The sequence below is a fragment of the Arthrobacter koreensis genome (genome assembly GCF_035792275.1).
In the GTDB taxonomy this organism is placed as follows: domain Bacteria; phylum Actinomycetota; class Actinomycetes; order Actinomycetales; family Micrococcaceae; genus Arthrobacter_B; species Arthrobacter_B koreensis_A.
On sequence record NZ_JAMWKK010000005.1, the window covers coordinates 23,214 to 49,233 of the forward strand.

The 26,020-nt window shown below is 66.1% G+C and carries 26 protein-coding genes; 8 read left to right on the forward strand and 18 right to left on the reverse strand.

Features of this window, described 5'->3' with window-relative positions:
- Nucleotides 1-98: 98 nt before the first annotated feature.
- The 10 genes from NGB94_RS06410 to hisI all read right to left on the reverse strand — a co-directional run bounded on the left by NGB94_RS06410 (nucleotide 99) and on the right by hisI (nucleotide 13,511).
- On the reverse strand, nucleotides 99-1,556 hold the full coding sequence (locus tag NGB94_RS06410) for a glutamate synthase subunit beta (protein ID WP_325789791.1): 1,458 nt from the start codon (nucleotides 1,554-1,556) through the stop codon (nucleotides 99-101).
- Nucleotides 1,549-6,135, reverse strand: coding sequence for a glutamate synthase large subunit (gltB, locus tag NGB94_RS06415; RefSeq protein WP_325789792.1), 4,587 nt, complete (start codon nucleotides 6,133-6,135; stop codon nucleotides 1,549-1,551). Before gltB ends, NGB94_RS06410 begins: the two co-directional genes overlap by 8 nt.
- Nucleotides 6,136-6,391: 256 nt before the next feature.
- Nucleotides 6,392-7,444 carry a prolipoprotein diacylglyceryl transferase gene (lgt, locus tag NGB94_RS06420; RefSeq protein WP_325789793.1) on the reverse strand — a complete coding sequence of 351 codons (1,053 nt, stop codon included), beginning with the start codon at nucleotides 7,442-7,444 and terminating at the stop codon, nucleotides 6,392-6,394.
- 2 nt (nucleotides 7,445-7,446) lie between these two features.
- Complete coding sequence (gene trpA / locus NGB94_RS06425) at nucleotides 7,447-8,247, reverse strand: tryptophan synthase subunit alpha (RefSeq protein WP_325789794.1); 801 nt, start codon at nucleotides 8,245-8,247, stop codon at nucleotides 7,447-7,449.
- Nucleotides 8,244-9,596 (reverse strand): tryptophan synthase subunit beta, encoded by a 1,353-nt coding sequence (trpB, locus tag NGB94_RS06430; RefSeq protein WP_325789795.1) that lies wholly within the window; start codon nucleotides 9,594-9,596, stop codon nucleotides 8,244-8,246. Before trpB ends, trpA begins: the two co-directional genes overlap by 4 nt.
- A 74-nt stretch (nucleotides 9,597-9,670) precedes the next feature.
- A complete protein-coding gene (gene trpC / locus NGB94_RS06435) occupies nucleotides 9,671-10,504 on the reverse strand; it encodes an indole-3-glycerol phosphate synthase TrpC (RefSeq protein WP_325789796.1) in 834 nt (277 codons plus the stop codon).
- Nucleotides 10,505-10,795, reverse strand: coding sequence for an HGxxPAAW family protein (locus NGB94_RS06440; protein ID WP_325789797.1), 291 nt, complete (start codon nucleotides 10,793-10,795; stop codon nucleotides 10,505-10,507).
- A 99-nt stretch (nucleotides 10,796-10,894) separates the two neighbouring features.
- A complete protein-coding gene (locus NGB94_RS06445) occupies nucleotides 10,895-11,515 on the reverse strand; it encodes a Trp biosynthesis-associated membrane protein (protein ID WP_325789798.1) in 621 nt (206 codons plus the stop codon).
- The gene (locus NGB94_RS06450) at nucleotides 11,512-13,098 is read right to left on the reverse strand and encodes an anthranilate synthase component I (RefSeq protein ID WP_325789799.1); all 1,587 of its coding nucleotides are present in this window, start codon (nucleotides 13,096-13,098) and stop codon (nucleotides 11,512-11,514) included. The genes NGB94_RS06445 and NGB94_RS06450 overlap by 4 nt, the downstream gene beginning before the upstream one ends.
- A gap of 29 nt (nucleotides 13,099-13,127) precedes the next feature.
- Complete coding sequence (hisI, locus tag NGB94_RS06455) at nucleotides 13,128-13,511, reverse strand: phosphoribosyl-AMP cyclohydrolase (protein ID WP_325789800.1); 384 nt, start codon at nucleotides 13,509-13,511, stop codon at nucleotides 13,128-13,130.
- Between the two features lie 90 nt (nucleotides 13,512-13,601).
- Here hisI and NGB94_RS06460 point away from each other — a divergent pair, with 90 nt between their 5' ends.
- Nucleotides 13,602-14,246, forward strand: coding sequence for a TIGR03085 family metal-binding protein (locus tag NGB94_RS06460; RefSeq protein WP_325790019.1), 645 nt, complete (start codon nucleotides 13,602-13,604; stop codon nucleotides 14,244-14,246).
- A gap of 89 nt (nucleotides 14,247-14,335) precedes the next feature.
- Complete coding sequence (locus NGB94_RS06465; protein WP_325789801.1) at nucleotides 14,336-14,614, forward strand: hypothetical protein; 279 nt, start codon at nucleotides 14,336-14,338, stop codon at nucleotides 14,612-14,614.
- Nucleotides 14,615-14,668: 54 nt separating this feature from the next.
- Here the strand turns inward: NGB94_RS06465 and hisF are convergent, their stop codons facing one another.
- The 3 genes from hisF to NGB94_RS06480 all read right to left on the reverse strand — a co-directional run bounded on the left by hisF (nucleotide 14,669) and on the right by NGB94_RS06480 (nucleotide 16,665).
- Nucleotides 14,669-15,439: an imidazole glycerol phosphate synthase subunit HisF gene (hisF, locus tag NGB94_RS06470; protein ID WP_325789802.1), complete on the reverse strand. Its 771-nt coding sequence runs from the start codon at nucleotides 15,437-15,439 to the stop codon at nucleotides 14,669-14,671.
- A 10-nt stretch (nucleotides 15,440-15,449) separates the two neighbouring features.
- A complete protein-coding gene (gene hisG / locus NGB94_RS06475; protein WP_325789803.1) occupies nucleotides 15,450-16,292 on the reverse strand; it encodes an ATP phosphoribosyltransferase in 843 nt (280 codons plus the stop codon).
- Nucleotides 16,293-16,401: 109 nt separating this feature from the next.
- Entirely contained in the window at nucleotides 16,402-16,665 is a 264-nt protein-coding gene (locus tag NGB94_RS06480) for a phosphoribosyl-ATP diphosphatase (protein WP_325789804.1), read from the reverse strand.
- 120 nt (nucleotides 16,666-16,785) lie between these two features.
- Here NGB94_RS06480 and NGB94_RS06485 point away from each other — a divergent pair, with 120 nt between their 5' ends.
- Together NGB94_RS06485 and NGB94_RS06490 are read left to right on the forward strand one after the other, a co-directional pair.
- Nucleotides 16,786-17,658 carry a type II CAAX prenyl endopeptidase Rce1 family protein gene (locus NGB94_RS06485; protein WP_325789805.1) on the forward strand — a complete coding sequence of 291 codons (873 nt, stop codon included), beginning with the start codon at nucleotides 16,786-16,788 and terminating at the stop codon, nucleotides 17,656-17,658.
- A 97-nt stretch (nucleotides 17,659-17,755) separates the two neighbouring features.
- Nucleotides 17,756-18,361, forward strand: coding sequence for a DUF1349 domain-containing protein (locus tag NGB94_RS06490; RefSeq protein WP_325789806.1), 606 nt, complete (start codon nucleotides 17,756-17,758; stop codon nucleotides 18,359-18,361).
- A gap of 64 nt (nucleotides 18,362-18,425) precedes the next feature.
- Here NGB94_RS06490 and NGB94_RS06495 read toward each other — a convergent pair whose 3' ends face one another.
- Entirely contained in the window at nucleotides 18,426-19,676 is a 1,251-nt protein-coding gene (locus NGB94_RS06495; protein WP_325789807.1) for an MFS transporter, read from the reverse strand.
- Between the two features lie 102 nt (nucleotides 19,677-19,778).
- On the opposite strand from NGB94_RS06495, the gene NGB94_RS06500 reads away from it, so the two are divergent.
- The 4 genes from NGB94_RS06500 (at nucleotide 19,779) to NGB94_RS06515 (ending at nucleotide 23,573) form a co-directional block, all read left to right on the forward strand.
- Nucleotides 19,779-20,585 (forward strand): MerR family transcriptional regulator, encoded by an 807-nt coding sequence (locus tag NGB94_RS06500; protein ID WP_325789808.1) that lies wholly within the window; start codon nucleotides 19,779-19,781, stop codon nucleotides 20,583-20,585.
- A 74-nt stretch (nucleotides 20,586-20,659) separates the two neighbouring features.
- Entirely contained in the window at nucleotides 20,660-20,833 is a 174-nt protein-coding gene (locus NGB94_RS06505; RefSeq protein ID WP_325789809.1) for a hypothetical protein, read from the forward strand.
- A gap of 13 nt (nucleotides 20,834-20,846) precedes the next feature.
- Nucleotides 20,847-22,223, forward strand: a complete 1,377-nt coding sequence (locus NGB94_RS06510; RefSeq protein WP_325789810.1) for an MFS transporter — start codon at nucleotides 20,847-20,849, stop codon at nucleotides 22,221-22,223.
- A 123-nt stretch (nucleotides 22,224-22,346) separates the two neighbouring features.
- Nucleotides 22,347-23,573 carry an amidohydrolase family protein gene (locus NGB94_RS06515; protein WP_325789811.1) on the forward strand — a complete coding sequence of 409 codons (1,227 nt, stop codon included), beginning with the start codon at nucleotides 22,347-22,349 and terminating at the stop codon, nucleotides 23,571-23,573.
- Nucleotides 23,574-23,592: 19 nt separating this feature from the next.
- Here NGB94_RS06515 and ribH read toward each other — a convergent pair whose 3' ends face one another.
- Genes ribH through NGB94_RS06535 form a run of 4 tightly spaced genes read right to left on the reverse strand, consistent with a single transcriptional unit; the run spans nucleotide 23,593 to nucleotide 26,018 of the window.
- The gene (gene ribH / locus NGB94_RS06520) at nucleotides 23,593-24,075 is read right to left on the reverse strand and encodes a 6,7-dimethyl-8-ribityllumazine synthase (protein ID WP_325789812.1); all 483 of its coding nucleotides are present in this window, start codon (nucleotides 24,073-24,075) and stop codon (nucleotides 23,593-23,595) included.
- A 31-nt stretch (nucleotides 24,076-24,106) separates the two neighbouring features.
- Nucleotides 24,107-24,739 carry a GTP cyclohydrolase II gene (ribA, locus tag NGB94_RS06525; RefSeq protein WP_325789813.1) on the reverse strand — a complete coding sequence of 211 codons (633 nt, stop codon included), beginning with the start codon at nucleotides 24,737-24,739 and terminating at the stop codon, nucleotides 24,107-24,109.
- Nucleotides 24,736-25,371 carry a 3,4-dihydroxy-2-butanone-4-phosphate synthase gene (gene ribB / locus NGB94_RS06530; RefSeq protein ID WP_325789814.1) on the reverse strand — a complete coding sequence of 212 codons (636 nt, stop codon included), beginning with the start codon at nucleotides 25,369-25,371 and terminating at the stop codon, nucleotides 24,736-24,738. The genes ribA and ribB overlap by 4 nt, the downstream gene beginning before the upstream one ends.
- Nucleotides 25,368-26,018, reverse strand: a complete 651-nt coding sequence (locus tag NGB94_RS06535; RefSeq protein WP_325790020.1) for a riboflavin synthase — start codon at nucleotides 26,016-26,018, stop codon at nucleotides 25,368-25,370. The genes ribB and NGB94_RS06535 overlap by 4 nt, the downstream gene beginning before the upstream one ends.
- Between the last annotated feature and the right edge of the window lie 2 nt (nucleotides 26,019-26,020).

The following is a 26,020-nucleotide window of genomic DNA, read 5'->3' on the forward strand; positions in this document are numbered from 1 at the left end:
CTAGTCTCCTGTGTGGCTTTATGCAGTCCGGGACGGTCCCGGACCGCTTGCAGCAAAGGCGCCGGACGAAAGTGTCCGGCGCCTTTGCGCTTGGTTTCTTACAAGGGTGTGATGGCCCGGTCGCTGGGAGCTACCGGCGCCGGCAGGCGCGTGGAGCCTTCCAGCCACTTATCGACGGCGGCGGCGCAGGCCCGGCCCTCGGCGATGGCCCAGACAATCAGCGACTGCCCGCGTCCTGCATCTCCGGCCGCGAACACGCCGGGCGTGGCGGTCATGTAGTAGCCGTCCCGCTTGACGTTGGAGCGCTCGTCGAACTCGGTGTGCACCTGCTCGGCCAGTCCGGCCGGCTCGGGTCCGGTGAAGCCCAGGGACAGGAACACCAGATCGGCCGGAATGATCCGTTCCGTGCCTGCCTTGGGAAGGCGCTTGCCGTCCACGAACTCGGTCTCGGCGACCTTCACGCCGGTGAGGCGGCCGCCCTCCCCCACGAACTCAACGGTGGAGGCGAGGTAGGTCCGCTCTCCGCCTTCCTCGTGGGCACTTGCCACCTCGAAGAGCGTCGGGTACATCGGCCACGGCTGGTGCGCTGCGCGCTCCGTCGGCGGCTGCTGGCCGATCGCGAGCGTGGTGACCGAAGCTGCCTGCTGTCGGTGAGCGGTGCCGATGCAGTCGGCTCCCGTGTCGCCGCCGCCGAGGATTACCACGTGCTTGCCTTCAGCGCTGATCTGGTTTTTGACCTTCTCGCCTGCGACTGCGCGGTTGGACTGCACCAGGTAGTCCATGGCGAAGTGCACGCCGGAGAGTTCACGGCCCGGGATGGGAAGGTCGCGCGGCACGGTGGCACCGGTGGCGATGATGACGGCGTCGTAGCGGCGGCGCAGCTGCTCCCAGGAGATGTCCTTGCCAACCTCGACGCCGGTGCGGAAGCGGGTGCCTTCGGCGCGCATCTGCTCCAGGCGCCGGTCCACCTGCATCTTTTCCATCTTGAAGTCGGGGATGCCGTAGCGCAGCAGGCCGCCGATCTTGTCATCACGCTCGTACACGGCCACGGTGTGGCCGGCCCGGGTGAGCTGCTGTGCGGCAGCGAGCCCGGCGGGGCCGGAGCCGACGACGGCGATGGTCTTGTCCGTGAGCCGTTCCGGGGCGTGCGGGTGCACCCAGTTCTCGTCGAACGCCTGGTCGATGATGGAAACCTCGACCTGCTTGATGGTTACCGGCGGCTGGTTGATGCCCAGCACGCAGGACGCCTCGCACGGTGCCGGGCAGAGCCGCCCGGTGAACTCGGGAAAGTTGTTCGTGGCGTGCAGCCGCTCGATCGCTTCCTGTCCCTTGTCCCGCCAGGTGAGGTCGTTCCACTCCGGGATGAGGTTCCCCAGCGGGCAGCCCTGGTGGCAGAACGGAATGCCGCAGTCCATGCAGCGGCCGGCCTGTTCCCTGAGCACGCCCTTTTCCTGCCGCTCATAGACTTCCTTGTAGTCCATGATGCGCACGGAAACGGGCCGGCGGGGCTGCGTTTCGCGCTCCCGTACTTTCAAAAATCCGCGTGGGTCAGCCACCGGTTACCTCCAGAATCTTGGTCCATGCTTCGGCGCCGTCGGGGTCCAGCCCCGCTTCGACCGCGGAGGCGCGGGCGTCGAGCACAGCTGCGTAGTCGCGCGGCAGTACCTTGGTGATGCGGGAAACCGTGGTCTCGAAGTCCTCCAGCAGGCTGGCCGCCAGGGGGGATCCGGTTTCTTCCGCGTGTTTGACCAGCAGTCCGCGGATGATGTCCGCGTCCTCGGCGTCGGGCTGCAGCAGCAGGAGCTCGCCGTTGTCCAGTGCGTCCTTGTTCACCCGTGCCGGGACCAGGTCCACCACAAACGCGGTGCCGCCGGACATGCCGGCACCAAAGTTGCGGCCAGTGGACCCGAGGATCAGGGTCTGCCCGCCGGTCATGTACTCGCAGCCATGGTCGCCGATGCCTTCAACAACAGCGGTGGCCCCGGAGTTGCGGACCATGAACCGCTCGCCCACCTGGCCGCGCAGGAACATCTCCCCGCTGGTGGCCCCGTAGCCGATCACGTTGCCGGCGATCACGTTGCGTTCGGCCGGGAACACATTGCTGCGGTCCGGACGGACGATGATCCGTCCGCCGGAGAGTCCCTTGCCCACGTAGTCGTTGGAGTCGCCGTAGAGCCGCAGCGTGATCCCGGCAGGCAGGAACGCGCCCAGGGACTGCCCGGCCTGGCCGGTGAGGGTGATGTCGATCGTGTCCGTGGCCAGGACGTCCGTTCCGAACGTCCGGGTGACCGTGTGGCCCAGCATGGTACCCACGGAGCGGTCCGTGTTCACCACGTCCAGTGCGATCCGCACCGGCTGGCGGCTGGAGAGCGCGTCGGCGCTCATCTCGATCAGCTTGTTGTCGAAGTGCGCATCCAGTTCGTGGTTCTGCGGCACCAGGCTGCGCAGCGGCGCACCCGGGTCCACTTCGTGGCCGCGCAGGATCGGCTCGAGGTCCAGTCCGTCGGCCTTCCAGTGGTCGACGGCGGCGCGTGTGTCCAGCATTTCGCTGTGCCCAATGGCTTCTTCCAGGCTGCGGAAGCCCAGTTCAGCGAGCAGTTCGCGCACCTCCTCGGCCAGGAACTCGAAGAAGTTCACCACGAACTCGGGCTTGCCGGTGAAGCGTGAACGCAGTTCGGGGTTCTGGGTGGCGACGCCGACCGGGCAGGTGTCCAGGTGGCAGACCCGCATCATGATGCAGCCGGAGACCACCAGCGGCGCGGTGGCGAATCCGAACTCCTCACCGCCCAGGAGTGCGGCGATAACGACGTCGCGGCCGGTCTTGAGCTGACCGTCCACCTGCACTACCACGCGGTCGCGCAGGCCGTTGAGCATCAGGGTCTGCTGGGTTTCGGCCAGGCCGAGTTCCCAGGGCGCCCCGGCATGCTTCAGCGAGTTCAGCGGGGACGCGCCGGTGCCGCCGTCGTGCCCGGAGACCAGTACGACGTCGGCCTTTGCCTTGGTCACGCCCGCCGCCACGGTGCCGATGCCGGCCTCGGAAACCAGCTTCACGTGGACCCGGGCGGACGGGTTGGCCCGCTTCAGGTCGTAGATCAGCTGGGCGAGGTCCTCGATGGAGTAGATGTCGTGGTGCGGCGGCGGCGAAATCAGGCCGACGCCGGGGGTGGAGTGCCGGGTGCTGGCTACCCAGGGGTAGACCTTCTGGGCCATCAGCTGGCCGCCTTCGCCGGGCTTGGCTCCCTGCGCCATCTTGATCTGCAGGTCATCGGCGTTGGTCAGGTACAGGCTGGTGACGCCAAAGCGGCCGGAGGCAACCTGCTTGATGGCCGAGCGCCGCTCGGGGTCCAGCAGCCGGTCCACGTCCTCGCCGCCCTCACCGGTGTTGGACTTTGCGCCCAGCCGGTTCATGGCGATCGCCAGCGTTTCGTGCGCTTCCTTGGAGATGGAGCCGTAGCTCATGGCACCGGTGGAGAAGCGCTTGACGATCGAGGAGACCGGTTCGACTTCCTCCAGCGGAACCGGCGGGCGTTCTCCGGTCTTGAAGTCCAGCAGGCCGCGCAGCGTCATGAGGTTCTTGGCCTGGTCATCCACGCCGCGGGTGTAGGCCTTGAACACGTCGTAGCGGCGTTCGCGGGTGGAGTGCTGGAGCCGGAACACGGTCTCCGGGTTGAAGAGGTGCGGCGGGCCTTCGCGGCGCCACTGGTACTCGCCGCCGTTTTCCAGGCTGCGGTGCGGTTCCTCGATTTCGTCCGCCGGGTAGGCGGAGGTGTGGCGGGCCGCCGCTTCGGCGGCGATCACGTCCAGCCCGACGCCGCCGAGCTGGGTCTGGGTGCCGTGGAAGAACTCGTCCACCAGTTCCTGGCCCAGGCCGATGGCTTCGAAGGTCTGTGCGCCGCAGTAGGACGCCACGGTGGAGATGCCCATCTTGGACATGATCTTCAGGACGCCCTTGCCCAGGCCCTTGATCAGGTTGGCCACGGCCTGTTCACGGGTGACACCGGTGATGTCGCCGTTGCGGACCAGTTCCTCGCAGCTTTCCATGGCCAGGTACGGGTTCACGGCGGATGCGCCGTAGCCGATCAGCACGGCAACGTGGTGGACTTCGCGGACGTCGCCGGCTTCCACGAGCAGCGAGATCTTGGTGCGGTTGGCGCTCTTGAGCAGGTGGTGGTGCACGGCGGAGAGCAGCAGCAGCGACGGGATGGGTGCCCACTGCGCGTTGGAGTCGCGGTCGGAGAGCACGATGTACTGCACGCCGCGGTTCACGGCGCCGGAGACCTTTTCGCAGATCTCGCTGATGCGTGCCCGCAGTTCCGCTTCGCCGCCGTCGGGCCGGTACAGTCCGCGGACCTTCAGGGCGACCTTGTCGCCTTCCTCGTTCTTGAGGTTGGCGATCTTGGCGAGTTCGTCGTTGTTGATCACCGGGAACTTCAGGGCGATCTGGTGGGTCTTCACCTGGCCCAGGGCCAGCAGGTTGCCGTTGGGGCCGATCGAGCTCTGCAGGGAGGTGACCAGCTCTTCGCGGATCGCATCCAGCGGCGGGTTGGTGACCTGGGCGAAGGACTGCACAAAGTAGTCGAAGAGCAGCCGGGGCCGCTTCGAGAGCACGGCAATGGGGGTATCCGAACCCATGGCTCCCAGTGGCTCGGCACCGTTGCGGGCCATCGGCCCCAGCAGGATGCGCAGTTCTTCCTGGGTGTACCCGAACGTGCGCTGGCGCCGGTTGATGGAGGCCTTGGTGTGGAGCACGTGCTCACGCTCGGGCAGCTCTTCGAGGGTCACCTGGTTTTCCCGGACCCATTCGGCCCAGGGGTTCGCGGCTGCGATCTCGGCCTTGATCTCCGAGTCCTCCACCAGGCGGCCCTCGGCGGTGTCCACCAGAAACATCTTGCCCGGGGAGACACGGCCCTTGCGGACTACCTTCGCCGGATCGATGTCCACGACGCCCACCTCGGAGGCGAGGACCACCAGGCCGTCTTCGGTGATCCAGTAGCGGGCGGGGCGCAGGCCGTTGCGGTCCAGGACGGCACCCACCTGGTCGCCGTCGGTGAAGGAGACCGCTGCCGGTCCGTCCCAGGGCTCCATGAGCATGGAGTGGTACTGGTAGAACGCGCGGCGGGCCGGATCCATGGTGGCATGGTTTTCCCAGGCTTCCGGAATCATCATCATCACCGCGTGCGTGATGGGACGGCCGGAGAGCATCAGCAGCTCGGCTACTTCATCGAAGGATGCCGAGTCGGAAGCACCAGGCGTGCAGATTGGGAAGAGTTCTTCCGGGGTCTCCCCCAGCAGCGGGCTCTTGAGCTGGGACTGGCGGGCGCGCATCCAGTTGCGGTTGCCCTTGACCGTGTTGATCTCGCCGTTGTGCGCGATCGTGCGGAACGGCTGGGCCAGGGGCCAGGACGGGAAGGTGTTGGTGGAGAAGCGCGAGTGAACAATGCCGAGTTTTGTCTTGAACCGCGGGTCGGAGAGGTCCGGGAAGAACGGCTCAAGCTGTGCCGTGGTGACCATGCCCTTGTAGACCATGGTCTTGGAGGACAGCGACGGGAAGTACACGCCGAACTTGTTCTGGGAGCGCTTCCGGACGCGGAAGGCGCGGGCATCAAGGTCCGTGCAGCCGTCGTCTTCCGGAGCGAGGAAGACCTGGACGAAGTAGGGCATGCAGGCCCGGGACATGGCGCCCACCAGGCCGGCAACCACGGGTACTTCGCGCCATCCGAGGACCTTGAGCCCCTCGGACTCCGCGATTGCTTCGACACCGGCGCGGGCGGTTTCCTGCTCGCGGTCTTCGGTGGGAAGGAAGGCAGTGCCGACGGCGTAGCCGCCGGGTGCGGGAAGCTCGAAGCCAGCTACGGCGCGGAAGAATTCGTCGGGAACCTGGGTGAGGATGCCGGCTCCGTCGCCGGTGCCTTCGTCTGCGCCCACGGCGCCGCGGTGCTCGAGGTTGCGCAGGGCGGTCAGCGCCGCGTCGACGATGTCGTGTCCGGGTTCGCCGCGGAGGGTGGCGATAACAGCCAGGCCGCAGGCGTCCTTCTCGTTTTCAGCGCGGTAGAGGCCTGAATCTTCCGGGTAGGCCGCGAACCGCTGGAACGGAGACACCACCTGGGCGGCCTGCGGGGACATTGCGTCAGTCATAGGGTAAGTCCTTCCCCCTGTTGAGCGTTGGGAGGGGACGACGTTGGCCCCACACCGCCGGCATCTACCGTCCGGTGTGTTCGATGATTTTACGGTCGCTTAGTTGTGAAAGCCCTGCATGCTGGGATGGGGCCGGCTCACAATCGAAGGAACCGTCCGGTGTCCTGCCGGGGTTGTCCCCGGCACGGTTACCGCTAGCCGCCACCGCGGTGTGGCATCCGGACCGGCGGCGGGTGGTAACCCGCGCTGCACGGTCCTACGTGGCTGGGCCCGAGTCTTCGGACCGCTGAGGCTTGGCCGCCTCGTTTTTTGTCTCTGCGACAGTAGCACGCGTGTCATGCGATTGTGATCCAGAATTCACATTCGCGGAATCTGTTTCGTTCTTGTTATCAAGCGGGGATTTGTTACTGCGGCCGGCAGTTTCGCCCTCCGGCAGAGTGTGTCCGGGAAGCATCAGGGAGGCCTCGGGCTGTTTCCGGGCCCGCACGCTCAGGTAGATGAACATGCCAAGGGAGACCACCAGGATCAGGATCGAGGTCCACACGTTCAGCCGCTGCGTGATGCCCAGGATGGTGATCATCTCCGCATCGTCGATGCGGAGCATTTCGATCCAGACGCGTCCTGCCGTGTAGAACGCGGCATAGAGCCAGAACAGGCGTCCCCCGCGCAGCCGGAAGCGCCGGTCCAGGAGAATCAGCAGCGCCACACCGGCCAGGTTCCACAGTGATTCATAGAGGAACGTGGGATGGAACAGCGTGCCTGGAGCCGCGCCGTCGGGGAAGTTCGTGTTGTTCGGATCGATTTCGAGGCCCCAGGGCAGATCCGTGGGCCCGCCGAAGAGTTCCTGGTTGAACCAGTTTCCCCAGCGGCCCACCGCCTGGGCCAGCAGCACACCGGGGGCAGCGACGTCGGCGAAGGTTGAGAGCTTGATGCCTGCCCTGCGGCAGCCGATCCAGGCGCCCACCGCGCCCAGGGCGATCGCACCCCAGATGCCCAGCCCGCCCCGCCAGATCTGCGGGATCAGGGCAAGGTCGCCGTTGGGTCCGAAGTAAGCGTCCGGCGATGAAATGACGTGGTAGAGCCGGCCGCCGATGATGCCGAACGGGATGGCCCAGATGGCGATGTCCCAGACGGAGTCCGGCGGCAGTCCGCGCCTCTTCCAGCGGACCGAGGTCATCCACAGCGCCAGGATGATCCCGGCCAGGATGCACAGCGCGTACGCGTGGATGGTCAGCGGCCCCAGCGAGAAGCTGCTGAACTCGGCAGGCGGGCTGGGGATTGCGGCCGGGACCGGCAGGGACATCGGCATGGTCAGCTCTTTCGTGTTCCGGTACTAAGTTCGCGCGTCAGTGCACCGACCGCGGCCGGTCCGCCGTCGCGGAGGGCAGCGACCAGCGCAGTGCCCACAATGACGCCGTCAGCGTAGGCACCGATTTCCCGTACATGGTCCGAAGTCGAGACACCCAGGCCTACGCAGACGCGTTCGGCTCCGGCGGCACGGGCGGCACTGACTACGCCTTCGGCGGCGTCGGAGACCTGGTTGCGGGTACCCGTCACGCCCATGATGGACACGGCGTAGACAAAACCGCGGCTGGCTTCCACCGTTGCCCTCATCCGGGCGGTGGTCGAAGACGGGGCAACCAGGAAGACCCGGTCAAGCCCGTACTTGTCCGATGTTTCCATCCATTCACCGGCTTCATCCGGGATCAGGTCCGGGGTGATGAGCCCGGCGCCGCCGGCCTCGGCGAGGCGGCGCGAAAACTCGTCCACGCCCATGCGCATCACGGGGTTCCAGTAGGTCATGACCAGCACGGCGGCGTCGGTCTCGGCAGTGATGCCGGCTACGACGTCGAACACGTCGGCGACGCGGAAGCCGGCCTCGAGGGCCTGGCTCGTGGCTGCCTGGATGACGGAGCCGTCCATCACAGGATCCGAGTAGGGGATGCCGATTTCAATCAGGTCGGCTCCGCCGCGGGCCAGCTCGATTCCGGCGGCGATGGTCTCCTGAACGGACGGGAAGCCGGCCGGGAGGTAGCCGACCAGGGCCGCGCGGCCGTCGGCCCGTGCCCGGTCGATTGCGGCGGCGGACTTACTGGCGGTCGAGACGCTCACAGCTGTTCTCCTTCTTTGCCGATCTCGGCTTCAGCTGACTTCTCATCCAGCAGGTTGAACCATTCAGCGGCGGTGGCTACGTCCTTGTCTCCGCGGCCCGAGAGGTTGACCAGAACGATCTTCCCGGCTGCATCGCCCTCGGCGGCAAGCCGCTTGCCCACCTTGATGGCGCCCGCCAGGGCGTGGGAGGACTCGATGGCGGGGATGATGCCTTCGGTGCGGCAGAGCAGCTTGAAGGCGTCCATTGCCTCGGAATCGGTGACCGGTTCGTAGGAGACCCGGCCGATGTCCGCGAGGTAGGCGTGTTCGGGGCCGACACCGGGGTAGTCCAGGCCGGCGGAGATCGAGTGGGATTCGATGGTCTGTCCGTCCTGGTCCTGCATCAGGTAGGTACGGGCACCGTGCAGCACGCCGGGGCGCCCCAGGGTAATGGTGGCTGCGTGGCGCGGGGTGTCCACGCCGTCGCCCCCGGCCTCGAAACCGTAGATCGCCACCGACGGGTCGTCCAGGAAGCCGTGGAAGATGCCGATCGCGTTGGAGCCGCCGCCCACACAGGCGCAGACGGCGTCGGGAAGCTTTCCGGTCTGTTCCAGGATCTGCTCGCGTGCCTCGTCACCGATGACTTCGTGGAAGTAGCGCACCATGGCGGGGAAGGGATGCGCCCCGGCCGCCGTGCCCAGCAGGTAGTGGGTGGTCGAGACGTTCGCCACCCAGTCGCGCAGGGCTTCGTTGATGGCGTCCTTGAGGGTCTGGGAACCGTTGGTCACCGGGATCACGGTGGCGCCGAGCAGCTCCATGCGGGCCACGTTCAGGGCCTGCCGGCGGCAGTCCTCCGCACCCATGTACACAACGCATTCAAGGCCCAGCAGGGCCGCGGCGGTGGCGCTGGCAACACCGTGCTGGCCGGCACCGGTTTCGGCGATGATGCGGGTCTTGCCCATGCGCTTGGCGAGGAGGGCCTGCCCGAGCACGTTGTTGATCTTGTGGGAGCCGGTGTGGTTCAGGTCTTCGCGCTTGAGGAAGATCCGCACTCCCCCGGCGTGCTCAGCGAAGCGCTTGGCTTCGGTGAGCAGGGAGGGGCGCCCGGAGTAGTTCTTGTTCAGTTCGGCGATCTGCGCGGTGAACTCGGGATCGGCCTTGGCTTTGTGGAAAGTGTCAGTGAGTTCGTCCAGCGCCGCGATGAGGGATTCGGGCATCCACCGTCCGCCGTATTCGCCAAAGTAGGGGCCAGCGGCGTGGCGCAGGGACGGGCCGCCTGCCAGGAAGGAGTCCGTCACCTTCCCGTCCACCGTCTGCTCTGGCGTACCTGCCGCGGTGGCGGGGGTGCTGTTCTCCGGGATCCCGGTCATGGAGCTGTCCTGTCCTGCTCTTTGTCCGCTGGCCGCCGGGGGCGGTTTACGGAAGGTTTGTCGAAAGTAAGTCCTCAGCGTCCGCTGGCCTGCAGCCGGCTGGCGATGGCCCCGGCTCCGGTCTCCATGAATTCCGCAATGGTGGCTGCGGGGTCATTGTGCTTCACGAGCGCTTCACCCACGAGCACCGCATTGGCACCGTGGGCTGCATAGTGCTCAACGTCGGCTGCGTCGCGAACGCCGGATTCCGCCACCACGACCGCACCGGCGGGAATGGACTCGGAAAGCGCGGCGAAGACTGAGCGGTCCACGTCGAGGGTCTTAAGGTTGCGGACGTTCACGCCGATGATCCGTGCTCCGGCAGCGCCGGCCCGCTGGATCTCTTCGGCGGTGTGCGCTTCAACCAGGGCGTTCATGCCCAGCTCGTGGGTCAGGTCCAGGAATGAACGCAGTTCCTCGTCGTCCAGGGCTGCCACGATGAGTAGCACCAGGTCAGCGCCGTGTGCCCGGGCTTCCCAGATCTGGTAGGGATCGACGGTGAAATCCTTGCGGAGCACCGGAATGCGAACGGCAGCGCGTACGGCGTCGAGGTCTGCCAGCGAGCCGTTGAACCGGCGTGCCTCCGTGAGGACGCTGATGACGGACGCGCCGCCCTGCTCATAGCGGCGCGCCAGGTCCGCGGGGTCTGCGATCGCGGCCAGCGCGCCCTTGGAGGGGCTGGAGCGCTTAACCTCTGAGATCACGCGGAGCGTGGCCCGGGGGCTGTCGTTGCCGCCGAGCGCGGCGTAGGCATCGAGGGCAGGAGCGGCCTGTGCGGCGCGCTCCTGCACCTTTTCCAGCGGCATGTCCTGCTGCCGCTGCGCCATGTCCTCGCGGACCCCGGCGATGATGTCGTCGAGAACGCTCACTTAGTGACCGTTGCTGGACAGCTTCGAACCGCCGACGCCGTATCCGGCCTTGCGCATGATGAAGCCCACGATCAGGCCGAGGACGATCACGCCGAGGCCGATGTTGAACCAGAGCCAGCTGGCGATGACGAAGCCAATGCTGGAGACCAGGGCACCGGCCATCATGATCAGCACGCAGGTCCAGGCGGCGGGGGTGTTGCCGTGGCCGATGGTCTCGTCATGGATGCTGGCGTGTGTCTCGGCCTCGTTCTCGGGCTTGGTGTCCTGCTGGTCAAGGGCGTTTGTGCTCATGGTAAATCTCCTCGTAAACGGGTCTGGCATCCATTCTGCCATTAGCTGGCAGAAACTCTCGTACTTGTTGCGCCGCGTGCTGCGCGGCCCAGGCTCCGCTTAGCGGAAGTTGGTGGGGTCTTCGCCCTTGGTCAGGCGGTCCCAGCTGTCGATCTCGTCGATCGGCGGCTGCGTGGACGCCTCCTTGGCTGCAGCGCCGGTAGCGGGCTGCGCTGCGTAGCGGCGGGATACCGCCCAGCTTCGGGATGCAACAGCCAGCCACACTGCGGCAAGGGCGATCAGCACGCCTGCCGCGGCAGCCAGGTACGGCATCGAGGTGAGCGTGATGTCCGCTCCCGCACTGCCGCTGACGCCGATCGCCTTGCCCACTGCGCCGGCTGCGCCCTGGGCCGGATCAGCGATCACGGATACGCTCGCGGTGGCGATTCCGACGCCGGCCACGAGCAGCACGGCTGCAATGATCCAGCGGGCCACCTTCCCGGCGATCGAGGCGGCCAGCGCAGCCGCAAGGGCTACGACGGCGAAGGCGGTGACGGCCGTGGCTGCCTCGTTGCCGGCAACCGCGATGTCGCCCGTCTCCACCGCGGCCTGCGGAAGGACGACGTCGAGCCAGGTCTGGGTGGTGGTGCCGAACGCAGCAGCACCCAGCAGGACCGTACCCAGAACCACAGTTGACTTGCGCCGCCAGCGCGGGGCAGCGGCGGCTGGCTTGGTGCTCACTTTGAATTGTCCTGTCTGTTGAAGATGTGCCTGGCGACCTCGGCGGTCACCGGCTCCAGTCCCCCGGCGATCAGCGCGGCGCGCAGCGGTGCTGCGGCCTTGTTGACTGTTTCCTGTGCCTCGGCCTCGAGGTCCGAGTCGGCGACGATTCCGCCGCCGGCCTGGACGTAGGCTTTGCCGTCGCGCAGCAGCGCCGACCGGATGGCAATGGCCATGTCCATGTCTCCGGCGAAGTCCAGATAACCGACCACGCCGCCGTAGATGCCGCGCCGGTGCGGCTCGAGCTCGTCCAGCAGGCGCAGGGCACGCGGCTTCGGCGCCCCCGAGAGCGTACCGGCGGGGAACGTGGCGGACAGGACGTCGTAGGCGGAGTTCTGCGGAGAGAGCTCACCCACCACGGTGGAGACCAGGTGCATGATGTGGCTGAAACGTTCCACCTCCATGAACTGCGTGACGTCCACGCTGCCCGGGCGGCAGACCTTCGAGAGGTCGTTGCGGGCCAGGTCCACGAGCATCAGGTGCTCGGCGCGTTCCTTTTCATCAGCCAGGAGCTCCTCCGCCAGGGCACGGTCCAGTTCCTGCGTCTTGCCGCGCGGACGGGATCCGGCGATCGGGTGCGTGATGACTTCACTTCCGGTCACGGTGACCAGCGCTTCGGGCGAGGAGCCAACGACGGCGAACGGGTTGCCCCGTGAGTCCTCGAAATTGAAGAGGTACATGTACGGGCTGGGATTGGTGTTGCGCAGCACCCGGTAGACATCCAGGGCCTCTGCCCGGCAGTCCATCTCGAACCGGCGGGAGATCACCACCTGGAAGACCTCACCGTCCACGATGGCATCCTTGCCGCGTTCAACAGCCCGCAGGTAGTCGGGCTTGGGCCAGGATTCCTTGACGCCGGCAGTAAGCGCAGTGACGTCCACCGTGCCGCCATCGAGCACTGTGACGGCCTGGGGCGACTGCGCCGCCAGGCGGTCGAGCATGCTGTGCAGGCGGGACACGGCGTCCTGCCAGGCATCGTCGACTCGTTCATCCGAGCCGTCGAAGTTGATGGCGTTGGCCACGAGCAGCACGGTGCCGTCGGAGTTGTCATGAATCGCCATATCCGACACCAGGTTCATGGCGATTTCCGGCAGGTCCAGGTCATCCACCGGCGGCGAGGCGAGCTTCTCCCAGTGCCGCACGGATTCCCAGCCCACAAAACCAACCAGGCCTGAGGTGAACGGCGGCAGGCCCTCGAAGCGGTCCGTGGCAAGCAGCTGCAGCGTTGCCGCCATCGCTTCCACCGGGTTGCCGTCCACCGGCACACCGGCCGGCGGTTCGCCCAGCCAGAAGGCAGACCCGTCGCGGGTGGTCAGCGTGGCGCGGGAACGGGCACCGATGAAGGAGTAGCGGGACCAGACACCGCCGGAGGCAGCGGACTCCATAAGGAAGGTACCCGGTTCACCGCCGGTGAGCTTCCGGTAAATGCCGATGGGCGTGTGCGCATCGGCAAGCACCTTCAGGCGGACCGGGACCACGCGCCGGTCAGCAGCCAGCGCCCGGAATTCCTCCAGGGAGGGAGAGATAACACCTAGATCCTGCATGTATTGGGCTTTCGGTTTGGAAGGGAGGTTTAAGCGGAGACCGGAAGGCCGCGGCCTTCGAAGCAGGTCCTGGTGCCGGTATGGCAGGCAGCCCCCACCTGGTCCACCTGGACGAGCAGGGCATCGCCGTCGCAGTCCAATGACACGGACTTCACGTACTGCACATGGCCGGAGGTGTCCCCCTTGCGCCAGTACTCCTGCCGGGAGCGGGACCAGAAAGTCACCCGGCCCGTGGTCAGCGTGCGGTGCAGTGCTTCGTCGTCCATCCAGCCGAGCATCAGGACGTCGCCGGTGTCATGCTGCTGGATTACCGCTGCAACCAGCCCGGCGCCGTCGCGCTTGAGCTTTGCTGCCACGGCAGGGTCCAGGGCGGAGTCCGGGCTGGGGGTCTGGGGGGTGGTGTCTGTTGCCATCGCTACGATTCTAGTGCGTTTGGCCGCGCCGGGACGGAATGGCCGCGTTCGGCGGGCAATGCAGGGTGTTCCATGCTAGTTTCAGCAGTGATGCAATTCGTAGAACCCTCACGTGAAGTCCTGGCCGAAACACTGCTCGCGGCCGGTCCCCACGCGCCCACGCTCTGCGAGGGGTGGGAGACCAGGCATCTTGCTGCGCACCTTTACCTGCGCGAACACCGGCCGGCCTCTGCCCTCGGCTTTTTCGTCAAGCCGTTTGCCGCCAAGACCGCCAAAGCCATGGACAGCCTGGCCGTGAAGGCCTCCACATCCGAAGGCTACGCAAAGCTGGTCAAATCCTTCCGTTCCGGACCGCCGCTGCTCTCCCCCATGCAGCTTAAATCGGTGGATAACAGTGCCAACCTTGTGGAGTATTTCGTTCATACGGAAGACATCCGCCGGGCAGGCGACCGCTGGGCTCCCCGGGCCCTTGATGCCGAGTACTCCGAGGCTCTCTGGTCCGAGCTGCTCAAGCGCGCCGCCCTCCTCTACCGCGGCGTCGACGTCGGTATTGTCCTGGTGCGCCCGGACGGACCGCGGCACGTAGCCAAGCGCGCCCCCGTCTCAGTGGCAATCGTTGGCGAACCGGGCGAGCTGCTGCTGCATGCCCACGGCCGCACCCAGCAGGCCCTGGTGATGTTCGAAGGCCAGCCCGACGCCGTCGCGCTGCTTGAGAGCGCCGAGATCGGCCTCTAGCGATTTCGGCTTCTCCGCCCCGTCCTCCTGCCGGCGAAGCCGTACAGGATCCAGGCCAGCGGCCCCGCGTCCTGCAGACCGTTCTGCTGGTGGCGGCCAATCTCGTGTTTTTGCTGCTGATCTATCCTGTCTACGCCCTGGCCGGATTGAACCAGGACATTTCCGAATTCAACGGCTCTGAAGCCGGCGGCGGGTGGCTCCTCCTGTGGCCCGGCATGCTCATTATGTGGGGCGTGGCCTGGCTCGGATTTGCGGTCTTCGCTTTGCGGGGCCGGTTGCGGAGCGCGCTGACCGCATTCAATGCAGTTGCCGCTCTGTGGTTTATCCCCGTGACCGTGTATGTGCTGAGCCTCTTCGCCGGGGCCTGACACGGCAAAGGCGCCCCGCCGCATGGACGGGACGCCTTCTACCGCTACGCCGGGTTACCGGACGGGATAGCCTGCGTCGGCGATGGCCTTCTTGACGTCCGCGATGGCATTGTCCGGTCCGAAGTGGAAGATCGATGCGGCCAGGACGGCATCCGCTCCGGCTTCGATGGCCGGCGGGAAGTGCTCGGGCACTCCGGCGCCGCCGGATGCGATCAGCGGCACGTTCACGGCAGCGCGCACGGCACGGATCATTTCCAGGTCGAATCCGTCGCGGGTGCCGTCGGCGTCGATCGAGTTCAGCAGGATCTCTCCCACACCGCGGTCGGCTGCCTCCTTGGCCCAGGCGACGGCGTCGATCCCCGTGCCCTTGCGCCCGCCGTGGGTGGTGATCTCGAAGCCCGACGGCGTTGAACCGTCGTGCGTGCGGCGTGCGTCGACGGACAGGACCAGCACCTGCGAGCCGAAGTGCCTGGTGATCTCATCGATCACGTCCGGCCGGGCGACGGCGGCTGAGTTGATGGAGGCCTTGTCCGCGCCGTAGCGCAGCAGGCGGTCCACGTCCTCAACGGTGCGGACGCCGCCGCCTACGGTCAGCGGAATGAAGACTTCCTCGGCGGTGCGGGAGACGACGTCGAACACGGTTTCCCGTGCGCCGGAAGACGCGGTGACGTCCAGGAACGTCAGCTCATCTGCTCCGGCGCGGTCGTAGCGGTGTGCCAGTTCCACCGGGTCACCGGCGTCGCGCAAGCCTTCGAAGTTGATGCCCTTGACGACGCGGCCGGCGTCGACGTCCAGGCAGGGAATGACGCGGATCGCAACACTCATGCCGCTCCCCCTAGATCCGGCAGGCGTGGATGGTGCTGACCAGGATGGCGCGGGCGCCCAGATCGTACAGTTCATCCATGATGCGGTTGGTGTCCGACTTCTTGATCATCGAGCGCACGGCCACCCAGTCGGAGTCCCGCAGCGGGGAGACCGTGGGGGATTCGAGACCTGGCGTGAGCGCTGCTGCCGCCTCCACCAGTTCCTTGCGGACGTCGTAGTCCATCATCACGTACTGGCGCGCTACCAGGACGCCCTTGAGGCGGCGCTTGAGCACGTCGAGTCCGGCAGGGTTGGCACCCTTGCGGCCGATCAGCACGGCCTCGGACTTCAGGATCGGTTCGCCGAAGATCTCCATGCCTGCGGCACGGAGGGTGGTTCCGGTTTCAACGACGTCGGCGATCGCATCAGCGACGCCGAGGCGTACGGAGGATTCGACAGCGCCGTCGAGGCGCACCACGGAGGCGTCCACGCCGTGTTCGGCGAGGTAGTCACGCAGCAGGCCGTCGTAGCTGGTGGCTACGCGCTTGCCGTTGAGCTCCGCCAGGGAGGCGAACTCCCCTACCGGTCCGGCGAAGCGGAATGTTGAGGCGCCGAAGCCGAGGCTCATCAGCTCTTCGGCTTCTACCTGCGCGTCCAGGAACAGGTCGCGGCCGGTAAGTCCGACGTCGAGCGTTCCGGAGCCGACGTAGACGGCAATATCGCGGGGGCGGAGGAAGAAGAATTCAATGTCATTGTCGGGATCGACCATCACCAGTTCGCGGCTGTCGCGGCGCTGGCGGTATCCGGCCTCGGAGAGCATGGCGGAGGCGGATTCGGAAAGGGCGCCCTTGTTGGGCACTGCTACACGGAGCATTTGATTTTGTTTCTTTCGCTGGAAGTCAGATGGGTACTGGGCCTGCCGGCGGGCCACACACTGTTTGAGGGGTGCTCAAGTTTGAGGAGTACTCAAAGGCAGCGCGTGGCTAGAGATGCTTGTAGATGTCCTGCAGGGTGAGGCCTTTGGCCAGCATCAGCACCTGCAGGTGGTAGAGCAGCTGGGAGATTTCCTCGGCGGCGGCTTCATCAGACTCGTACTCGGCGGCCATCCAGACTTCGGCGGCTTCTTCGACTACCTTCTTGCCGATGCCGTGAACGCCTGACTCCAGTTCGGCGACGGTGCGTGAACCGGCTGGCCGGTTCTCCGCCTTCTCACTGAGTTCGGCAAATAGCTCTTCGAAGGTTTTCACAGAATAAGGGTACGCGCTGCGTCACAGTCTGCCCCATTCCGGCCCGCGTGTGTGACGAACACCGCTTCTGCGGGCGGGTGTGGAGGATTGGTCAGCAACCGAGCGATATATCGTTGCAGCGTGACGGACTCACGGATCGCATGGCAGTTCACGGCCCTGACCTTCCTGATCGCCTACGGCTTCGCAGGCGCTCTGGTCATCGCCGGACGTTTCGGGTACGAGATGAACAATGTAGTCACGACTTTCCCCGAGTTCCTCGCGAATGTGCCGTTCTCGATTTACATCCTCTCCCCCGCCATCGCTTCCTACATCGTCCTCCGAAGGGGCGGCAAGGTATCCGGTGTTCGGGAATGGCTGCGGATCGTTTTCTTTGCCAAAGGACGTCCGGCAGGTTTTCTGTTAGTCCTCTCGGCGCTTGTCCTGTACTTCCTGCTCCATCTGCTCGTGTCCGGGCCCTCTGCCTATGCACTCCCCTGGTTCATGTTAATCCTGTCCCTGCCCGGCAACCTCATTATTGGCGGCCTGGAAGAGGCCGGGTGGATGACGGCGCTGCAGCCGCAGCTCGACCGGCGGTGGGGGTTCCTGGTTTCCTCTCTGGCGGTCGGGACCATCTGGTTGCTCTGGCACCTGCCACTGTTCTTCATCCCTGGCACGAATCATGAATCAGGTGTCATCAACTTCTGGATGTTCGCTGTTCAGATCATGGCTTTCCGCTTCCTCTACGGTGCGGTCCTCGCTGTGTCAGCCCAAAACGCGGTGTTCCTCTGCGTCCTCTTCCACACCATGTTCAATGCAGCCAGCTTCACCGCCGGAGTTCCACCGACCACCTGGGCGGGCACCATCACGGCGAACGCTGCCGTGGTGGCTCTCGCCGTTGGCGCCGTGTTCTTTTCCCGCAGGCATACAGAGAGAACTCCGCGTCGGCTGTCCTTTGGCGTCAGCCGGCACGCCGTGGAGAACCTGCGGCGAACGAGCAAACGCGGAGTCCTTTGATGCCAAGTACCTTCCGGACGCCCGGCGGCCGAACCGGACCGTCGGGCCCCCTAACGATAAGTTGGCAATCAACTCAGAATTCAAAGGGAAGAGCGTGATGACGGACATCAAGGAAAACCGGATTAGCTGGGACCGGGGGACGTGGCGTAATCCACCGGTGCGAGTCGTCAGTGACGGGCCTCATCTGCAGGTGACCGCAGCCGAGGAAAGTGACGCCTGGCGGCACACCTCGTATAAGTTTGTCCACGACAGTGCACATGCCCTCCTTGCGCCGTTGGGCGCGGAAGGCGCGGTGGAGGTCTCGTTTCTCCTGGACTACGCGGAGCAGTTCGATCAGGCAGGAATCTATCTTCACGTCTCGGAATCCGTTTGGATCAAGGCCGGTGTGGAGATTTCCGACGGGACTCCGCAGGTCGGTGCCGTCGTAACGCGGGAGGTCTCGGACTGGTCGGTGGCACCTGTTCCGGAGTGGAAGGATCGTGAGATTACAGTGCGGTTGAGCAGATCCGGGAACGCTGCAACCATCAGGGCACGCGCCGGAGATGAACCTTTTCGTCTCATCCGGGTCGCTCCCTTGAGTGAGACGGCGAGTGTCGAAGCCGGCCCCTTTTGTGCCTCACCCACGCGGGCAGGATTCACCGCCACCTTCACCCGATGGGTCGAAACCGATGCGGATGTCTCGCTTCACCCGGAGCAGGGTTAGGGCCGTGCACACTGCGTCAGCGGGGCCGGCCGGAGTTCTATGAGTAAAACGGCAGCATCCGGTGTCACCCGGCGAGCTCCGCCGCAGCGATTGCATTGTCGTTGAGAATTGGCATCATCACCAGCAGCGCCAGGGTAAGCACCCCCATGATGCCGAACATGGCCTGCAGCCCCAGCCATTGGGCCAGCACTCCCCCGGCCGCCGCTCCGAGCGGCATTGTTCCCCAGGCCAGCAGGCGGTACGCACTGTTGATGCGCCCCAGCAGCCTGGCGGGAGCGATCCGCTGCCGCAGCGTGACCGTGATGACGTTCCACAGAACGGCCAGCATGCCTCCCAGAAAGAAGCTTGCACCCAGGATGTAGGGGTTGCTGGTGAGCGCCGGTGCTCCCACGAACAGCGCGCAGCCAAGGATGGTGAGCACCAGGGACCTGGAGCGGCCCAGTTTCGCTTCCACTGATTCCGCCAGAAAGGAACCAATAAAGGCGCCGATTGCCGACGTCGTCAGGAGCAAACCAAACCCAGCCTCCGACAATCCCATTACGGAGCCCGGCCCAACGGCGAACAGCACGAGGACGGCGAAGGCGGCATTGGACGCGAAGTTGAGGACTCCGGTCATCAGCGCCAAAGTGCGAAGGATTTTCTGGCTCCACAGGAACTTCAGCCCTTCCTTGATGTCGAACCGAAGTGTTGTCTTCTGTTCCCGCTCCACCCGGAAACTGCCGGGCAGCATCAGCAGCGCTCCGACCGCCGTCAGCCACAGCGCTGCCGGCACGGCCATTCCGGCCATCAGGCCAAGACCCACCAGGAGACCGCCCAACGGAGGTCCAATGAACTGGTTGGCGGTCAGCTCAACGGCATAGAGCCGGCCGTTGGCACGTGAAAGCTGCTCCCGCTTCACCACCTGCGGCAGGATCGACTGCGCCGAGGTGTCGTACAGGGTTTCCGAGACCCCCACCATCAGGGCGACGACGTACAGAGCCCAAATGGACCCCAGGTCAAGCAGGATCACCGCGGCCAGGAGGGCAGGCAGGGCAGCGCGGCTGACGTTGGCCCACAGCATCAGCTTCCGCCGGTCCAGTCGATCAGCCAGGGCACCCGCGGTCAGCGCGAAGAGAAGCCACGGAAGCGTTGCGGCGACAGCCAGTCCGGCGATCAGCGTAGGAGACTGCGTGAGCTGAATCGCCATCAACGGGAGCGCAATCTTGAAGACCCCGTCCGCCAGGTTGGACAGCCCCGATGAAGTCCACAGCTTCCAGAAGGAAGAGCCGAGGGGCACGCCGTCCGCCGTCTTCGACTGTGCTGCACTGTTGGCCATGACGTGAACCATCGCATACCGGACGCCGAAACGGGAAACGATGAAACTCCCTTGTCACGCTACTGTGTATGGACACCCTGCCGGCCTAGGAAGGCAACAGCCATGGACTTGTCCTTTTCTCCGCCCCGTTCGGTCTCGATCAGTGAAGCGGCTCTGCTCGCCAGGTCCACGCCGGAGGACATCCGCCGCTACCAGGAGGCCGGACTGTTCTCCTCTCCCGCCGGCGACAGTGAAGATCCCCGGTACGGCTACGACGATTTCATCCGGCTTCTCTGGATCGAAAAGATGGCCGGCGCGGGCATCGCCCTGGACGATATCCGGAAAGCCTTTGCGGACCCGGCACCCTCCACCGCCGACGACGATGCCCCGGGCCGGCGCGCCGGCACCTTCGACGGCAGGCTGGCTTTGCTGTCCGACTTCGTCGCCGACCGTTTGGAGGGGCTGCCCGAGGGATCCCTGCGCCTGGCAGATCTGGACAGCCTGCTCCTCTCAGAACACACCTTTGGCCCGCTTGGCTCGGCGGTTCAAGCCGGCCGCTTCATCGCCCTCGCCGCCCACCCGGAACTGAGGGAGGAATCAGACCGCGTCGACGCCGCAGAAGAGGGCCTCGATGACTCGGTCGCCGTCGATGACCCCCGGGTGATGCAGGTGGCTGCCGAGCGCCACGCTTTCGAACTCGCCTTGGAGTCCGTCATCGAGGAGTCCGGGCTGGCGGAGAGCAACGAGGCGCTTTTCGATTCCTGGGAGGCGCTGCACCCTGCTGCACCTGACGCATGCCAGCGCGGGCCGGAGGGTTCCATGAGCCTCGTGGAAGCGGTCGGAAGAATGCCCTATGACTTCTCCCCTGCCCGCCTGCGCAGCATGGAGCTGTCAGCAGAACTTGCCGCGCAGGGCCCGTCAGCTTCCTAAAGCCCAGCTAGGTGCCGCTAGGTGAGCCTGCCGGAATTCCGCATCAGTTGTCCCCGATGTCCGTAAACAGGGCTATGAACGTAGTCCCGGTAGCCTTCAGCTGGTCCATGAAGTCCCTGGCCCCGGCAGGCATGAAGGACGCGTACGCCACCGCGTTCCGCCAGCACTTCCTGGTTCAGCTGTCCCCGAAGCAATGCTGCACGGCGGAGTTCGGTGGAATGATGGGAGCACATGCCACCCTGTCCTGAAAGGGCGCACCACATGGCAGAAACAGCTCCCGCCCCTGCAAGCAAGCGCAGCCGCCTGCTCGTCGTCGCGATTCTGGCCTCCTTCGTAGCGTTTCTGGACGGCAGTATTGTCACGGTGGCCCTGCCGGCAATCGGCACGGAGCTGGGCGGCGGCCTGGTCACGCAGCAGTGGACCGTGAATGCCTATCTGCTGACACTTGGGGCGCTGATCCTGCTTGCCGGGTCCCTCTCCGATTCGTTTGGAAGGCTTCGTGTGCTTGCCTGGGGGCTGGCCGGCTTTGGCGCAGCCTCCATCCTGTGTGCACTCGCCTGGACGCCGGAGGTCCTGGTCTTCGCCCGCGCGCTCCAGGGCATAGCCGCCGCCCTGCTGGTGCCAAGCAGCCTGGCGCTGATCACTGCAGGATATGCCGGACCAGCACGCGCCAGGGCAATCGGCACCTGGACGGCCTGGACCGGAACCGCGGCAATCGTTGGTCCGCTGCTGGGCGGCGTGCTGGTGGACTGGGCGAGCTGGCGGCTGATTTTCGGCGTAAACGTGCTGCCGGTTGCACTGACGCTGATCCTCATGGCCGGACTCCAGGACAGCCCGCGGCGGCGGACGGCGCTGGACATCCCGGGTGCGCTGCTGGCGGTCACCGGGCTGGGCGGGTCGGTGTACGCGCTGATCGAACAGGAGCGTCTGGGCTGGGGCGATCCGGCAGTTCTACTACCGCTGGTTGCGGGCGTGAGCGCACTCGCGCTCTTCGTCCTCCGCGAGTCGCGGGCCAGGGCACCGATGATGCCGCTTCGCCTCTTCCACGCCCGCAATTTCCGCTACGGCAACCTGGTGACCGCGGCGGCTTACGGCGCCCTGTCCCTCGGCAGTTTTGCCCTGACCGTTTTTGTCCAGGAAGCTGCGGGTTTCAGCGCGATCGAAGCGGGGCTTATTTCGCTGCCCCTTCCGCTGGCGATGCTGGCGTTCTCAACCTACTTCGGCAACCTCGCCGGCAAACACGGGCCGCGGATCTTTATGACCGCCGGGCCGGCGATTATGGGGATCGGGTTCCTGCTGATACTCACGGTCAGTCCGCCGCTGAACTTCGTCACCCAGCTGCTGCCAGGCCTGCTGCTGTTCAGCCTGGGGCTGGCCGTGATGGTCGCTCCGCTCACCGCCGCTGTGCTCGGTGCACTGGATGAGACCGACGCCGGCATCGGGTCAGCGGTCAACAACGCCGTCAGCCGTGTGGCCGGCCTGGTTACGGTAGCCCTCATCGGCAGCATTTCCGGCGGGTCCCTGGACTACCCCGGGTTCCAGCGGACGGCCCTGGCGACGGCGGCGCTGTTCCTGGCCGCGGGCCTCATTGCCTTCCTGAGGATCCGTACGCCGGAGCGGGACAACACCCAGGCTTAGCTTCCCCGGCGCGTCAGGTCACGGGTGCATGCCCGCGATGGGAGGATCTACTTGTGCGGGGATCCCGTCCCGCAGTGAACGCCTCCCGGCCCAAGCAACCCTCCGGAACAGGACATCGATACCTTGACCGTCATCCTCCGCAATGTCCGCCCCTGGGGCGCAGAACTCACCGATGTGACGCTGGACGGAGGGGTGATCTCAGCCCTCGGGCCTGTGCCTCCTGCAGCCAGCGGCTCCGCGCACGCTGCGGCGCCCGCAGCTGTAGTCGAAGGTGCGGGGCGCATCCTGCTTCCCTCGTTCTCGGACGTCCATGTGCATCTTGACTCCAACCGGCTGGGACTGCCGATGCGTCCCCATACCGGTGCCCCGGGGGTATGGGGCATGATGCTCAATGACCGGAGAAACTGGCGCGACGCCGAGTCCTCCGTTTCGGACCGCGCCACCAACTGTTTGGGTGCGATGATTGCCCGCGGCACCACCCGGGTCCGCACCTACGCCCAGGTGGATGTCGACGCAGGGCTGGAGCGCTTCGAGGGTGTCCTCGCGGCCCGGGAATCCCACCGGGACCGGGCCGATGTGGAGGTCATCGCCTTCCCCCAGGCCGGACTCCTCCGCGAAGACGGCAGCGCCGACGTCCTGGAGGAAGCCCTCAAACTGGGTGCCGACGTCGTCGGCGGCATTGACCCGTGCTCCCTGGACCGCGATCCGGTGCGGCACCTGGACATCGTTTTTGGGCTCGCGGAAAAGTACGGCGTTCCGGTGGACATCCACCTGCACGAGCCCGGCCAGCTGGGCCTGTTCAGTGCACAGCTGATCGTGGAACGCACGAAGGCCCTCGGCATGCAGGGGCTCGTCACCATTTCCCACGGTTACGGATTGACCGACCTGCCCGCAGACCAGCTCCAGGACCTCCTCGATGAGTTCGCGGCACTGGACATCTCCATGACGACTATTGCTCCGGCGGGCCAGCCCCTGCCGCTGCAGCAGCTCGCGGAGGCGGGGGTCCGGGTGGGGCTGGGCCAGGACGGCCAGCGGGACTACTGGTCCCCGTATGGGAATGCAGACATGCTGGACCGGACGTGGCAGCTGGCCTTCACCAGCCGGTTCCGCGCCGATGAGCTCATCGAGCACTGTGTTGCCGTGGCGACCGTCGGCGGAGCCAGCGTCCTCGATCCGCGCTCGCGCAGGCTGTCATCCGTTGCGGATCGTCCCGGACTTGCTCTGGGCGATCCGGCTGAGCTTGTGCTGCTGGAGGGGGACACGGTGACGGCCGCTGTGATGGACCGGCTGCCGGGCCGCGCTGTCATTCACCGCGGCCGAGTGGTCGCGGAGGATCTGGAGCTGACCTGACCGGTACCCGGAAGGAGCCCTAGACGCCGGCTCCGCGCAGCACGTCAACGGTGTTCACCACAGCAGCAAACGCCTCATAACCCTTGTCCTCCGAGGAGCCCTCAAGCCCGGCACGGTCCAGCGCCTGTTCCTCGGTGTCGCAGGTCAGCACACCGAAACCGACCGGGGTTCCGGTCCGCACGCTCACCTCGGTCAGGCCCTGGGTCGCCGAGGAACACACGTAATCAAAGTGCGGGGTCCCGCCGCGGATGACGACGCCGAGGGCAACGACGGCGTCAAAGTGCGGTGCCAGCCGCGCGGCAGCCACGGAGAGCTCGAACGTGCCCGGAACCCGGATCAGCTTGGGTCCAAGCCCGGCGTCGGCCGCTGCGCGCAGCGAACCCTCAATGAGGCCGTTCATCACTTCGGTGTGCCAGCTGGCGGCAACAATGGCCACCCTAATGTCCAGGCCCTTGGCCTTGATGCCGCTGACGTCGTTTTCGGGGGCGCCGTGTCCGCTCATGTCTGTTGTCCTTTGGTAGAAGAAGTAAGAGTTAGCTCTGCTGAACGGGATGAGCCCGGAGCAGGTTCAGATGGTGGTTCATGCGGTCCCGCTTGGTCTGCAGGTAGCGTTCGTTTTCGGCCCGGACCGGCACTTCGGTGGGAACCATGGCCTCCACCTCGACGCCGTACGCTTCCAGGCGGTCGCGCTTGACGGGGTTGTTGGTCAGCAGCCGGATCCGCGACGTGCCCATCAGCAGCAGGATCTCCGCCGCCGCCTGGTAGTCCCGCGCATCCACCGGCAGGCCCAGCTGTTCGTTCGCCTCAACGGTGTCCGCTCCGGCTTCCTGCAGCGCATACGCGCGGAGTTTGTTCGCCAGGCCAATCCCCCGGCCCTCGTGCCCGCGCAGGTACAGCACGGTTCCGCCGTGCAGGCTGATCAGGCCGAGCGCCTGTTCCAGCTGTTCCCCGCAGTCGCAGCGGTAGGAGGCAAACACATCGCCGGTCAGGCATTCGGAATGGAGCCGCACCAGCGGGGTGCCGTCGCCGGGCTCTGCACCCGGGGCTGACACACTCAGGTGCTCGGCGCCGGTCCGGGTGTCCGTCCAGACCCGCGCGGTGAAGTTCCCAAACGCCGTCGGCAGCTGGACCTCGGGTCCCGGCACTACGTTCTGCGCCCCGGTCACCGCCGGACTCCCGCAACTGCCGGTGCGTTGAGGTACAAAACCAGCTCCTCAATCGACACCAGCGGCAGACCGTGCGCGTCCGCGAATTCACGCAGCGCGGGCAGCCGCATCATGGATCCGTCGTCGTGCACCAGCTCGGCGATCACGCCAACCGGCGTGCAGCCGGCCAGCCGGGCGAGTTCAACCGCGGCCTCAGTGTGCCCGCGGCGGCCACGGACTCCGCCGTCGTGGGCGCGCAGCGGAAAGATGTGTCCCGGCCGGTTCAGGTCTCCGGCCGTGGATCCCGGATCGGCCAGCACCCGCGAGGTCAGCGCGCGGTCGGCGGCGCTGATGCCGGTGCTCGTGCCCGCGGCGGCGTCGCAGGACACGGTGTAGGCGGTGCCCTTCGCATCCTGGTTCACCGCAGTCATGGGCGGCAGGCCGAGGCGGTCCGCCCACTCCCCGGGGAGCGGAACGCAGACCACACCGGAGGTGTACCGCACGGTGAAGCCCATCAGTTCCGGGGTGGCGTGCTGGGCGGCGAAGATGATGTCGCCTTCGTTTTCGCGGTCCTCGTCATCGACGACGACGGCGGCGCCGCCCGCGGCGATTGCACGGGCTGCCGCTTCAATAGAGTCCAGGCGGGTGCTCATGAGCGCACCGTCCCTTCATCTGCGGCAGCGGCGGGCGCGGCGAACGCGAGCAGCCGTTCGGCGTATTTCGCCAGTACATCCACCTCCAGGTTCACCGGGGAACCTGGTTCAAGTGCGCCCAGTCCGGTCTCGGCCAAGGTGGTGGGAATCAGCCCGACCTCGAACCAGGGTTCGGGATCCTGCGGCGCGCTCACGGCCGTGACGGTGAGGGAAACGCCGTCGACGGCGATTGAGCCTTTCTCCGCGATGTAGCGGGCCAGCCTGGCCGGAACACCGAATCGGAGCCGGTCCCAGCTGCCCAGGTCTTCGCGCTCCAGGAGCGTTCCGACGCCGTCAACGTGTCCCTGCACCACGTGGCCGTCCAACCGCCCGCCGGCGGGAACACAGCGTTCAAGGTTCACCTTGCTTCCGGGGACCAGGTTTCCCGTGGTGGTACGGTCCAGGGTTTCACCCATCACGTCCAGCGAGATCCGGATTCCGTCCAGCGCGGTGGCAGTGAGGCAGACACCGTTGACTGCGATCGATCCGCCCAGGCCAAGCTCCGCGGACGTGCCCGGAGCGTCGATGACCAGCACCTTGCCGGCGCCGGATCCGTCAGTATCCAGGGAAACAACGCTGCCCTGTTCAGCGACAATGCCGGTAAACACGT